The 13,036-nt window shown below is 64.5% G+C and carries 11 protein-coding genes; 6 read left to right on the forward strand and 5 right to left on the reverse strand.

The window, feature by feature from the left end; translation table 11 throughout:
* Positions 1–22: 22 nt before the first annotated feature.
* From D618_RS17975 to D618_RS0107325, 5 genes are all read right to left on the reverse strand, one after another.
* The gene (locus D618_RS17975; protein WP_017670850.1) at positions 23–907 is read right to left on the reverse strand and encodes a hypothetical protein; all 885 of its coding nucleotides are present in this window, start codon (positions 905–907) and stop codon (positions 23–25) included.
* Positions 904–1,473 carry an aminoacyl-tRNA hydrolase gene (gene pth / locus D618_RS0107310; RefSeq protein WP_017670851.1) on the reverse strand — a complete coding sequence of 190 codons (570 nt, stop codon included), beginning with the start codon at positions 1,471–1,473 and terminating at the stop codon, positions 904–906. The genes D618_RS17975 and pth overlap by 4 nt, the downstream gene beginning before the upstream one ends.
* A 60-nt stretch (positions 1,474–1,533) precedes the next feature.
* Complete coding sequence (locus D618_RS0107315; protein ID WP_017670852.1) at positions 1,534–2,145, reverse strand: 50S ribosomal protein L25/general stress protein Ctc; 612 nt, start codon at positions 2,143–2,145, stop codon at positions 1,534–1,536.
* A 119-nt stretch (positions 2,146–2,264) separates the two neighbouring features.
* A complete protein-coding gene (locus D618_RS0107320; protein ID WP_017670853.1) occupies positions 2,265–3,182 on the reverse strand; it encodes a TraB/GumN family protein in 918 nt (305 codons plus the stop codon).
* Between the two features lie 55 nt (positions 3,183–3,237).
* Positions 3,238–5,574, reverse strand: coding sequence for a patatin-like protein (locus tag D618_RS0107325; protein ID WP_017670854.1), 2,337 nt, complete (start codon positions 5,572–5,574; stop codon positions 3,238–3,240).
* Positions 5,575–5,699: 125 nt separating this feature from the next.
* On the opposite strand from D618_RS0107325, the gene radA reads away from it, so the two are divergent.
* From radA to secA, 6 genes are all read left to right on the forward strand, one after another.
* On the forward strand, positions 5,700–7,079 hold the full coding sequence (radA, locus tag D618_RS0107330; RefSeq protein WP_017670855.1) for a DNA repair protein RadA: 1,380 nt from the start codon (positions 5,700–5,702) through the stop codon (positions 7,077–7,079).
* Between the two features lie 12 nt (positions 7,080–7,091).
* Positions 7,092–7,595: a CvpA family protein gene (locus D618_RS0107335; RefSeq protein ID WP_017670856.1), complete on the forward strand. Its 504-nt coding sequence runs from the start codon at positions 7,092–7,094 to the stop codon at positions 7,593–7,595.
* Positions 7,596–7,615: 20 nt separating this feature from the next.
* The gene (locus tag D618_RS0107340) at positions 7,616–8,035 is read left to right on the forward strand and encodes an iron-sulfur cluster scaffold-like protein (RefSeq protein WP_040370416.1); all 420 of its coding nucleotides are present in this window, start codon (positions 7,616–7,618) and stop codon (positions 8,033–8,035) included.
* Complete coding sequence (locus tag D618_RS0107345; RefSeq protein ID WP_238550614.1) at positions 7,980–9,821, forward strand: monovalent cation:proton antiporter-2 (CPA2) family protein; 1,842 nt, start codon at positions 7,980–7,982, stop codon at positions 9,819–9,821. Before D618_RS0107340 ends, D618_RS0107345 begins: the two co-directional genes overlap by 56 nt.
* 89 nt (positions 9,822–9,910) lie before the next feature.
* Positions 9,911–10,189, forward strand: a complete 279-nt coding sequence (locus tag D618_RS0107350) for a hypothetical protein (protein WP_017670859.1) — start codon at positions 9,911–9,913, stop codon at positions 10,187–10,189.
* A 123-nt stretch (positions 10,190–10,312) separates the two neighbouring features.
* Complete coding sequence (gene secA / locus D618_RS0107355) at positions 10,313–13,036, forward strand: preprotein translocase subunit SecA (protein WP_017670860.1); 2,724 nt, start codon at positions 10,313–10,315, stop codon at positions 13,034–13,036.

A 13,036-nucleotide genomic window follows, 5' to 3' on the forward strand; every position in this document is an offset into this window, starting at 1 on the left:
GAACTTTGGCTGCGCCCTAGCGCTAACGCGTCGGCAATTCCAGTGGCAGCGTGGCGGGGGCGTCAAAATGCGGCGCCGCCAGCAGGGCAGCGCCCAGCCACAGGCCCAGCACGAAACTCATGCCCGAACCGACCAACGGCACCGGAAACCAGCCAAAGGCGGGGGCGAGCACAATGGCAGTGCTATACAGCGCGAGCGAAAGCGCTGCGCGGTCGCAGGGCCGCGATCGCCAGACGACAAGGGGCAGGGCGGCCAGCGCCGTTACCGCCACCGCCGCCAGCGCGGGATGGACCGTCAGCGCCAGCATGATGATCTGCTCGACCTCTGGCACCGGGCCCAAGGGGTCGGGACTGAGCGTGGCGATGGCCGCCAGGGCGATCATGACGAAGCCCTGGGCCAGCGCGCTGGGCGCTTTGCCCGGCCACAGCCAGGCGAGACTGGCCAGTGCAAAGCCCCAGGCCTGCGACGCATCGGGCTGTACCGTGAGAACGGCCGCAACGACAAGTGCGATCGCCTGGGCCACACGGTTGCCGTGGCCCATTCGGGCGAGGGCGACGATGACTGCAGGCAGCATGATGGCTGCGCCGTGGATGAACAGCGGGCCGATTGTCAGCCAGCGGTGGATGCCCAGTTGGTCGGGGCCGACGAGCGTTGCGAGGATTGCAGCAGCGCCGCCAAGGGCGATGAATGTCCAGCCCTTGCCGCGCGGGCGAGCGCGCACGATCGCCAGTGCAAGCAGGGCCCCCACGGCCCAGGCGGCGAGGTTGAGCGCCCAGCGCAGGGCAGGGATGCCGATATTGGCCATCGTCACCGCGCCGCTGACGACGGCGATCAGCGACACAGCTGCGAATGCGAGAATGAACCGGCGACCGGAACGACCGGATCGCGGCTCTGCCGTCGCGATCATTCCTGCAGTCGCAGCGCGACGTCGTTCATGAAACGCGCGTCGTCATCGTTCGCCAGCCAGGCCGCCTCGGCAGCCATCGCGCCCAGCATGTCGGTGAGGTCATCAAGTTCGGTCTTGTGATAGTTGCCCAGGACATGGCCGGTGACCCGGTCCTTGTTGCCGGGGTGGCCGATGCCGATGCGCACGCGGCGAAATTCGGGGCCGATATGCTGTTCGGTCGAACGCAGGCCGTTGTGCCCGGCGGTCCCACCACCGCGCTTGACCTTCACCTTGAACGGGGCAAGGTCGAGTTCGTCATGGAAAAGGGTGACGGCCTCGGGCTCCAGCTTGAAGAAGCGCATCGCCTCTCCCACTGCCTGGCCGGACTTGTTCATGAAGGTGGCGGGTTTCAGCAGCAGCAGCTTCTCGCTGCCCAGTCGCCCTTCCTGCGCCCAGCCCTGAAAGCGGCGCTTGGGGGGCTCGAAACCGTGGACATCGGCAATCGTGTCCAGCGCCATGAAACCGACATTGTGCCGGTGCATCGCATATTCCGCGCCGGGATTGCCAAGGCCGACCCAGATTTGCATGAAAGGAAACTCCGTCTCCCAACCCTCTCCCCACACGGGGGAGAGGGCGAGAAGAATGGATTATTCGCCGGCTTCGTCAGCAGCTTCGCCGTCGCTCGACTTGAGCGCCGAGGGAGCAACGATCGTGGCGATGGTGAAATCGCGGTCGGTGATCGCGGAGCTCGAGCCCTTGGGCAGCTTCACGGCCGAGATGTGGATCGAATCGCCGATTTCGGTGCCGGTGACGTCGATTTCAATCTCGTCGGGAATGTTGGTCGCATCGCAGACCAGTTCCAGCTCGTGACGCACCACGTTCAGAACGCCGCCGCGCTTCAGGCCCGGCGAGGCTTCTTCGTTGGTGAAGACAACCGGAACGGCGACTTCGACGGTCGCGCCCTTGGTGATACGCAGGAAATCGACGTGCAGCGGGCGATCGCTGACCGGGTGGAAGGCGACATCCTTGGGAAGGGTGACAACCGTCTTGCCATCGATTTCGACCTCAACGATCGAGTTCATGAAGTGACCGGTGCCGAGCAGCTTGTTCAGCGCACGTTCTTCGATGTGGATCGCTTCAGGGTCTTTCTTGTCGCCGTAAATAACGGCGGGTACACGGCCTTCGCGGCGGAGTGCACGGGAGGCTCCCTTGCCTGCCCGATCACGCAGCTGGGCCGACAGGGTAAGCGTATCGCTCATGGACTGTCTCCAGATTTTGGGTGTTCGTTCAATTCCCCAGCCACGCCTCCAGGGATGACCATGGCTTCGGGGAACGCGGGCCTATACGCGCAGACCTGCGCAAAAGCAAGCGTTCCCGGCTATTGCACGCGGGTGACCGTGAAGCCGCGCGCTTCGAGCATCGCCTGCACGCTGTCTTCGCCCGCCAGATGCGCGGCGCCCACGGCAATGAACGGGCGTGCGCCCAGGCCGATCAGGTCGGTGATCTGGTTGGCCCAGTCGCGGTTGCGCCGCACCAGAATCTGCTCGCGAATGGGCTTGCGCTGCAACAGTCCGCGGTTGGCGGCTTCGGCCAGACGCTCGCCATCGCCCTCGAGCCAGGCTGTGACCATGTCGCGATAGGCTTGCGGCGCGTTGTCGGCGTCGGCCACCACGCTGGACAGCATCGCGCGCTGTTCCTCTTCGGCCAGTTCGTCGAAATAGGAGAACTGGCGGGCGGCTGTTTCCAGCCCGATCACAGGCTTGTCGCGCTTGCGATAGCGCTTGGCCAGTACCCGCTCGACACCCGCTTCGCGCACCATGGCAAGGTTGGCGGTCGCGGCCCCCGCGAGCGAAAGCGCGGCTGCCCATGTCTCCAGGGTCTCGAACCGGGCAGGGGCGAGGCGACTGGCCGCCCGCAGCTGCTCTGCCCGATCGCGCAATTCGGGTGCCAGCCGGTCTGCAAGCGGCGGCTGGCCGGGGCTGTTGCCCAGTTGCTGGAACGTTTTCGTGATCTCGGCGGGCTGTTCCAGCCCGACGACTTCAAGCACCAGCCGGTCGCTGTCGTCCATCGCCCGCTTCATCTTCGGGCTGATCCATTTGATGTTGGGCGGCAGCGCATGAATACCGCCAAACAGCCACGCTTCGCCCTGCCGCCCCTGGACGTGCCACAAAGCCGGCGTGCCCTTTTTTGGGCCATCCCAGGCGGCGAGCCCGGGCTCCAGAAACGGAAAGCCGCTGCAGGCCTGGATCAGCACAAGCAACGGCAGCAACAGCCAGCGGACAAGGGAAGCATTCATGCTGCCCAAATTAGGGACGCCCCGCTGAAATGGCCAGCCCGCATCGGCACGCTGCCTATTGGCCCAATGCTGCTTCGATCTCCGCGCGGATGCGCGGGACCAGCGTTGCGTCGGTGGTCAATGTCGTCTGCTCTTCATCGCAGATCGCCAGAAACGCGCGGCGTTTGAAGTCGGCCAGGACATCGGGCGGGAAGGCGGCACCCGGCGGCATCGCCGATGCAATGATGTCGATCAGCCGCTCTGCTCCGTGCAGACGGCCCCAGAGATAATCGTTCTCGCGATAGGCGCGGCTGAAGAATGCGCCGAAGCTGTTGAACTCTATGCCCTTCAATGTCGCTTCTGCACCGCCCTGGCGGATCGACTGGCAATCGTCGGGCGAGATACGGTCGACCTTGATCGGGTCATACTCGTTCTGCCCTTCGCCCTGCAGCAGCGGCAACGTCGCGATATCGTAAAAGGGAAATCCCAGATACGCGAGCAGCATCGAGCGGCGGCTGGCCTTGGGCAGCAAGGCGAGGGCTGCTGCCAGCTGCTCGTCGACGATGGCATCGGCACTGCGCAGATCGCGCCGGCTCGCCAGTTCCGCGATGGCCATGCCCGGAGCATCGATGGCGCCCGCTGCGATGTCGGCGAAATTCTGCCCCAGATGGTCAGTTGTCTCGCGGTCAAGATAGTGCGACAGACAAGCGTAGAGCGTGTCGTGCATCGCCACAACGGCTTCGGGCGGCGTTCGCCCCGATTGGGCGATATCTTCGCCCAGCCGCCGTGCCAGAAAGCGCAGGCGGCGAATGCGAAAGCCCAGATCCTGCGTGCGGAAGAACAGGATCGCCTGCTCGCTGGCACCGCCGCCCTTGGCGGAGAGCTTGTCGAGCCCGGTGCGTGCCAGCTCCTGGCGGATGGCATCGCGCAACCGCTCGGCATACAGCGCCTTGGGCCCGCGATGGGCGCGGCGCAGCGTGTCGACGATATCCTCGACGATGGTCGCGAGCTTCAGTTGGCCATAAGAGGCATAGGCAAAGCCCGCCATATGGGCGGCGCGGTCCTGCGCCTTGTTGCGCCATGCGGTGAGCCGTCGGGGCGTGGGGCTGTCCAGAAACAAAGTGTAGCCGAACAGCTTGCCCACGGTCTCTTCGACATCCGTCCGCAACGAATCGGTGATGCTGCGCATCTGCCGGACTCGCGCCGAACGTCGCTCGATCCCCTCCAGATTGTCGCGGATCGGCTGTTCGCGCGGAATGTCCGAAATCGCACCGAAGATCGTCGAGAAAAAGCCCGGCAGCCGCTCGCCCGTCGCATCGCGTTCGCGCGCCTGGTCGAGCCCGCCTGCGACATCGGGCTTGGGATCGATATAGACGAACCGGCGGTCGATCTCGCGATGCGCGGGACGGTTGCGCAGCGCGTCGATCGCCTGGGCAAAGGGGGCGTTGGCAAGGACGGATCCATCGATCAGGATCGCGCGCTCGGCCTGGCCATCGGCATATTGCTGCGGAAACACCCTTGCCAGAAACGCCTCGCGTCCGGGCCAGAGTTTTTCGCGCCGCGTTAGCATCCGGTCCATCTCGGCGACGTTGAACGGCGGAAAGGCACCGGGAAAGCTCGCGGTCGCGCGCGCGGCGAACACCAGCTCGGCCGGATCGGCCAGTGCGTCATCGCGCCCGCGCAGGTAGCGAAACCCAATCGAGAGGCGGTGTTCGGTCTCCACCACCTCGGCCGGGCTGTTGAGCCGCAGCCGCTCGAGATGGCCCTTGAAGTCGGTGACGGTGACGAACAGGTCGAGCGGCTGGCCCAGCGGCAGCAGGCGCGGCCCCGCAGGCGCAGCGGCCATGGCCTCCATGGCGTCATACAGCAGCGCGGAAAAACCGGTGCCGCTGAACGGCGGCGCGAACCAGCGTGCGCGCACCAGCCGCGACAATTTGGTCCGTACCTCGCTGCGCGCCTCTGCTGCGACGCTGCGGTCGAGCGCGCCACCGGGCCGGCGCAGCAGCAGCCACACCAGCGGCTGCGCCCAGAATTTGGTGAAGCGCGAAAAGGGCCGCGCATCGGGATCGAGCAGTTGGTCGATATCGGCGCATTCCAGCCACAGCCGAGTGAGCGGTTCGAGCGACTGGCCGCTGGTCAGTGCCTGCGCCAGGAAGACACCGTTGATGCCGCCGGCGCTGGCGCCTGCGATGATATCGGGCAGCAGGCGCAGCTTGACCTCGCTCTTTTCGGCAAAGGTTTCGAACAGCGCGCGATACACGCCCTGGCTTCCGCTCGCGGGAGGTTCGCCTGCATGGAAACTGCGGCTGGCCCGCGTCGCGCGCCAGATCTCCTTGGTGATGCCGTGCATGTAGACCGCCAGGCTGATGCCGCCGTAGCAGACCAGGGCAAGGCGGAGTTCCTTCTGACGCATGTTCCGGCGCGGACCTTCGGTTCAGTCTTTCGAGGTTAATTCGCCGTCACGCTATCGATGTTACGCCTGATGGCAAGTGCAAAGCCACAATTGCGTTCCAGTTTTGTTCGGGCTATGCGGCGATCATGGCTAAACCGCGCAAAACCTATGTCTGCCAGGCCTGTGGCAGCGTTTCCAACCGCTGGCAGGGCCAGTGTCCCGATTGTGCGGAATGGAACACCATGGTCGAGCAGTCTGCCCCGACGGCGTTTTCCGCGCGGCATGACCTGCAGACCGGCGGCCAGCGGATCGCACTGGCGCGGCTCGACGCGGTGGTGAAGCTGCCGCCGCGCATTTCGACCGGCATTTCCGAATTCGACCGCGCATTGGGTGGCGGGCTGGTGGCGGGGTCTGCCACCTTGATGGGCGGTGATCCGGGCATCGGCAAATCGACACTGTTGCTGCAGGCATCGGCCAACATGGCCAAGGCAGGGCATTCGATCGTTTATATCAGCGGCGAGGAAGCAGCCGACCAGGTGCGGCTGCGTGCGCTTCGGCTGGGGCTCGCCGATGCGCCAATCGATCTGGCGTCAGCGACATCGGTTCGCGACATCCTGACCACTTTGCGCAGCATGGACGCGCCGGTGATGCTGGTGATCGATTCGATCCAGACGATGCACAGCGACCTGATCGAGGGCGCGCCCGGCACCGTCAGCCAGGTGCGCGCCTCGGCGCAGGAGCTCATCCGCTTCGCCAAGGAAAGCGGGTGCGCGGTGATGCTGGTCGGCCATGTCACCAAGGATGGCAGCATCGCCGGCCCGCGCGTGCTCGAGCACATGGTCGACACGGTGATGAGCTTCGAGGGCGAGCGCAGCCACCAGTACCGCATCCTGCGGTCGATCAAGAACCGCTTCGGCGCGACCGACGAGATCGGCGTGTTCGCGATGGAAGAGGAGGGCCTGTCCGAAGTCGGCAACCCTTCCAGCCTGTTCCTGAGCGACCGGGATGCGCAGATGCCGGGGACGTCGGTCTTCCCCGCGCTCGAGGGCACCCGTCCGGTGCTGGTCGAGATCCAGGCGCTCACCGTGCGATTGTCCAGCGGCGCGACACCTCGCCGGGCGGTCGTTGGCTGGGATTCAGGCAGGCTGGCCATGGTGCTGGCGGTGCTGGAGGCGCGTTGCGGCCTGAGCTTTTCGACCGCGGAAGTCTATCTCAATGTCGCAGGCGGCTATCGCCTGTCCGATCCTGCCGCCGACATGGCGGTGGCGGCTGCGCTGATCTCTGCGCTGTCGGAGCGGCCACTGGGCAGCGCGACGATCGTTTTCGGCGAACTGGCGCTGTCAGGCGAGCTGCGCCCGGTTGCGCATGCCGGATTGCGGCTGCGCGAGGCGGCCAAGCTGGGGTTCGAAAAAGCGCTGGTCCCTGCGAGCGTCACCGCCAAGGGAAAAGCCGAGACCGGCGGAATGCGGCTGACATCCTATACCCGGCTGGCAAATCTCGTTGACCAACTGCTGGGTCGCAACTAGCCAGCGGACGACATGACCGCATTCGATATCCTTGTTCTGACGCTGCTGGCCGGTGGGGCGATTCTGGGCTTCCTCAACGGCTTTGTCTATGCGGCAGTCTCGCTGATCGCCTGGGTGGCAGGCATCTTCGCGCTGCGACTGTTTCATGGCCCGGTCACCGCATTGCTCAAGGAACCGGTGGGCAATGACAGCGGCGCTGCTGCGCTGGCTTTGGTCGGGCTGTATCTGGGGGTCTATCTGATCGGCAAGCTGATCGCGTCCTCGCTACGCAGCCGCACGCGCAGATCGGTCCTCGGCCCGATCGATCGGGTGCTCGGCTTCGGTTTCGGCGCGGTAAAGGGATTGATCCTGGCGACTTTGGCCTATCTGCTGGTCACGATGCTGCACGATATCGTCTGGCCGGGCGAGGGGCAGCCGCAGTGGGTGACCGACAGCCGCACCTTCCCGCTGCTCAATGCCAGCGGCACCGCTTTGGTCGACCTGTACGATTATCAGCAGTCGCTCGGCGATGAGTGAGCAGGACTGGCAGCACCCTGGTGGCTAACGTCCTTTACACCCCCCATATCCTGGCGCTGGCGGTTTCGCTGGCGGACTGGCCGCTGGCGGACGACCTGCCGCATCAGGCAGAGCTGCGCTCGCAAAGCTGCGGGTCGGTGGTCCGCGTTGGCCTCCGCCTTGATGAGGCAGGCCGGGTCGCGCATTTCGGCGTGCGGGCGCAGGCCTGCGCGCTGGGCCAGGCGTCGGCGGCGATCCTGGCTGACCGGGCGATCGGGCAGGGGCGTGACGCGCTGATTACTGCACGCGACGCTCTGACAGCCTTTCTGGCAGGCGATCGGACCGACCCCGGTGACTGGCCGGGCATCGACCACATTGCCAGCGCCTTGCCTTATCCGGCGCGGCATGGTTCCATCCTGCTGCCCTGGCGCGCGATTGTCGCCGCGCTCGACCAGCCCTGATCGGACGCATCACATCATGGAACATGGCGGCGATATCTTCCTGTCGGGTACCGTGCTGCTCGCGGCCGCGCTCGCCTTTGTGCTGCTGTTTCGCAAACTGGGGCTGGGCGCGGTGCTCGGCTATCTGGTCGGTGGCATCATCATCGGCCCGGACGTTCTGCAGCTGGTGGCCGATCCCGAGCTGATCGTCGGCTTTGCCGAGATCGGGATCGTGCTGCTGCTGTTTCTCGTCGGGCTGGAGCTTGCGCCTTCGCGGCTGTGGCAGCTCAAGCGCGACATCTTTGGCCTGGGATTTGCGCAGGTGGCGCTGTGCGGGATCGCGCTGGCATTGTTCATCTATTTCGTCACCGGATCGACCTGGGGCGCGGCGCTGGCGCTCGGCCTGCCGCTGGGTCTGTCGTCGACCGCACAGGTATTGCCGTTGCTGCAGTCGCAGGGGAGGCTGAACACCCCGACGGGGGAGCGCGCGTTTTCGGTCCTGCTGTTCCAGGATCTGTCGATCGTCCCGCTGCTGACCATTGTGGCGGCACTATCGCGCGCGCCGCAGACCGGGCCGCAGACGCCGGGCTGGCTGCTGGCGCTTTATGCCATCGCCGCAATTGCCGGGCTAGTGGTGGCGGGGCGATACGGGCTTGCGCCGCTGCTCAAGCTGATCGGCAAGGTGGCGGAACGCGAGCTGTTCATCGTCGCCGGGCTGTTTGCGGTGTTCGGCAGCGCAGCGCTGATGGACTCGATCGGGCTTTCGGCGGCACTGGGAGCCTTCATCGCCGGCGTCATGCTCGCCGATTCGCCGTTCCGGCACGAGCTGGAAGCCGATATCGACCCGTTCCGTTCGATCCTGCTCGGCCTGTTCTTCCTCGGCGTCGGGATGATGCTTGATATCGACGTCATCCTGGCCAACCCGATGTTCATCGTGGCGATGGCGGCTGCGCTGGTGGTGATCAAGGTCGCCATCATCTTCGGCCTCGCCAAGGCGTTCGGCATGGAAAACCGCGCCGCGTTCGTGCTTGGCCTGTTGCTCAGCCAGGGCGGTGAATTCGCCTTCGTGCTGTTCGCCGAAGCGCAGGCAGCACTGTTGATCGAGGCAGAGGCGGCGAGCCGCTTTGGCGCGATCGTCACGCTGTCGATGGCGACGACGCCGTTCCTGATGCTGATTACCCGCCTGTTCGGCGGGGTGCGGGGCTCTGGCACCGAGGACATGGTCGATCCTGAACAGGCGCGTCAGTCCAACGCCATCGTCATCGGTCACGGCCGCTTCGGCCAGGCGGTCGCGCAGATCTTCGCAGGCGCGAACATCTCGGTGACGCTGATCGACATCAATCCCGACCAGATCAGGCTGAGCGGCGAATTTGGTCGCAAGGTGTTCTATGGTGACGGCACCCGTATCGATCTGCTCCGCCGGGCGGGGGCGGAAGCTGCGGGCGCACTTTTGTTCTGCATGGACGACAAGGAATTCGGTCCTGACCAGATCGCGCCGATCGCGCATGCCTTTCCCGAAGCGCAACTGTTTGTCCGCGCCAACGATCGGCGGCAGCTGCTGGCGCTCAAGCATGCCCCGATCGCAGCAGCCCAGCGCGAGCTGTTCGAATCCTCGGTCAAGCTGGCGCACACCGCCTTGCTGCGCACCGGGATCGACCCGATCGTCGCCGACCGGGTGGTGGAAGAGTTTCGCAAGCGCGATTGCGAGCGGCTCGAACTGCAGATGGAGCAGGGCAACATCCGCGCCGGAATGCATCTCAGCTTCGGCGCAGCGGATTCACAAGCCTTTGATCCGCAATCCGATTAATGACCGGATGCGGGCCGCGTCGTGCAAAACCATGGACGAACGCGCCGTCAGTGCCTATGTACCGGGCTCTTCAGGATAATCATGCTCACGTGAAACTGCTTCTCGCCTTGCTCGCTCTGCTCACCGGGTTTTCGGTGACGGATGGCGTGCGCATCGCGAACCCCGCGATGGCGCAGGGCAATGGTGTGGTCCGCGACTCGCAGATTGCAGGCGACGAAGGCCCGGTTGCGGTTGGCGCTGCGATCTATCTGGTTGCAGCATTGGCACCGCCGGTTCTGGCGCTGGTGCCGTCGCAGCATTGGTCGATCAGCTCTGCGACTGCAGCGGCGCCTGTCACCGTGCATCGCGGTGACCGTTCACGGCAATAAGCTGGTTCTTCGCAGCGCGATTTGCTCGTGCGGCCTCTCCTCGCCTGTTCCAGGGCATAGCCGATAGCGGTGCAGACTGCATCCCGGCGTTCATACCTCCCCAAATTTCAAGGAATTCCCGCCATGCTCGGCGCCATTGCCAAATCGCTTTTCGGTTCCGCCAACGATCGTTACGTCAAGGGCCTGCTCAAGGTCGTCGACAAGATCAACGCCTTCGAGCCGCAGATATCGCCGATGTCCGACGATGAGCTTCGCGCCCAGACGCAGAAGTTCCGGGACCTGCTCGCATCCGGCCAGACGCTCGACGACATTCTGCCAGAAGCGTTTGCGACCGTGCGCGAAGCCTCGATCCGTACGCTCGGCATGCGGCACTTCGATGTGCAGATGGTGGGCGGTATCGTGCTCCATCGCGGCGAGATCGCCGAAATGCGCACCGGCGAAGGCAAGACGCTGGTCGCGACGCTTGCCTGCTATCTCAACGCGATCGAGGGCAAGGGCGTGCACGTCGTCACGGTCAACGATTATCTCGCCGCGCGCGATGCCGAGTGGATGGGCCAGGTCTACCGGTTCCTGGGGCTCACCACCGGGGTGATCGTGCCGAATCTGGGCGAAGCGCAACGCCGTGATGCCTATGCGGCCGATATCACCTATGCCACCAACAACGAACTCGGCTTCGATTACCTGCGCGACAACATGAAGCACGAGCGCAACCAGATGGTGCAGCGCCCCTATAACTTCGCCGTCGTCGACGAGGTCGATTCGATCCTGATCGATGAGGCCCGAACCCCGCTGATCATCTCGGGCCCGACCGACGACAAGTCCGAGATGTACATCGCGGTCAACGCGATCGTGCTGAATCTCGACGACAATGATTACGAGAAGGACGAAAAGTCGCGCTCGGTGATCCTGACCGAGGACGGCACCGAAAAGGCCGAACGCCTGCTCGAAGAGGCCGGCCTGCTGGAAGGCAGCAACCTCTACGACGTCGAGAACACCCAGATCGTCCACCATCTCGACCAGGCGCTCAAGGCCATCGTGATGTTCAAGCGCGACATCGACTATATCGTCAAGGACGACCAGATCGTCATCATCGACGAGTTCACCGGTCGCATGATGGATGGCCGTCGCTGGTCGAACGGCCTGCACCAGGCGGTCGAGGCCAAGGAAGGCGTGCAGATCAAGCCGGAAAACCAGACGCTGGCCTCGATCACCTTCCAGAACTATTTCCGCATGTATCCCAAGCTGTCGGGCATGACCGGCACGGCATCGACCGAAGCGGCAGAATTCTTCGACATCTACAAGATGAACGTGGTCACCATTCCGACCAACAACCCCATCCGCCGCATCGATGAAGAGGACGAGTTCTACAAGAACACGACCGACAAGTTCCAAGCGATCGCCAAGGGGATCCGCGAGAAGAATCTGATCGGCCAACCTGTGCTGGTCGGCACCGTCTCGATCGAGAAATCGGAATTGCTGTCCGAATATCTGAACCAGGAAGGCGTACCGCACAGCGTGCTGAATGCCCGGTTCCATGAACAGGAAGCGCGCATCGTGGCGCAGGCCGGGCGCATGGGGGCGGTGACCATCGCCACCAACATGGCAGGCCGCGGCACAGACATTCAGCTGGGCGGCAATGTCGAATATCGCGTCGACGACGAACTGCGCGACATGCCCGAGGGGCCTGAGCGCGATGCGGCGATCGAGCGGATCAAGGCAGAAGTGGCTGCCGAAAAGGCGCAGGTTCTCGAAGCCGGCGGCCTGTTCGTGCTGGGCACCGAGCGGCACGAAAGCCGCCGCATCGACAACCAGCTGCGCGGCCGTTCGGGCCGTCAGGGCGACCCCGGCCTCTCGCGCTTCTACCTGTGCCTCGAAGACGACCTTTTGCGCATCTTCGGACCCGATACGCTGTTCTCGCGGATGATGAAGAACAACCTGGCCGATGGCGAGGCGATCGGTTCGAAATGGCTGTCCAAGGCGATCGAGACCGCGCAGCGCAAGGTCGAGGCGCGCAACTATGACATCCGCAAGCAGGTCGTCGAATATGATGACGTGATGAACGACCAGCGCAAGGTGATCTACGAGCAGCGCGCCGAGATCATGGACGCCGAAGCGGTGGACGATGTCGTGTCCGACATGCGCAGCGACACCGTCAACGCCATCGTCGGCGAAGCCTGCCCGCCGGGCACCTATCCCGAGCAGTGGAATGTCCTTGGCCTCAAGGCGAAGCTGTCCGAAGTCCTGGGGCTCGAACCCGATATCGATGCCTGGCTGCAGGAAGACGCGGTCGATCCCGAGCTGATCGAGCAGCGGGTACGCGAGATGGCCGAAGCCAAGGTGGAAGCCAAGGCCGGCGAGATCGAGACCGGCATGTGGCGCTCGATCGAGAAATCAGTGCTGCTGCAGAGCCTGGACCATCACTGGAAGGAGCATCTGGCGACGCTCGATGCACTGCGCCAGGTCGTGTTCCTGCGCGCCTATGCGCAGAAGACTCCGATCAACGAGTACAAGCGCGAGGCCTTCGGGCTGTTCGAACGGATGCTCGAAGTGATCCGCGAGGATGTCACCGGCACGATCATGAATCTCGAGCTGCGCGAGCCTGAGATGCCCGCGCTGCCCGAACTGCCCGATTTCCTGACAACGCACTTCGATCCGTTCACAGGCGAGGACAACAGTGCCGATATCGACGGCGGTACGCTGGGCACGGTGGCGACGACTCTGCCGCCGCGCCAGTCGCCAATGCCGGAAGCGTCGGGCGATCTGTTCAACGCGGAGATCAGCCGCAATGCGCCGTGTCCATGCGGATCGGGCCGCAAGTACAAGCACTGCCACGGCAAGGCGGCCTGA

The sequence above is a fragment of the Blastomonas sp. AAP53 genome (assembly GCF_000331245.1).
In the GTDB taxonomy this organism is placed as follows: domain Bacteria; phylum Pseudomonadota; class Alphaproteobacteria; order Sphingomonadales; family Sphingomonadaceae; genus Blastomonas.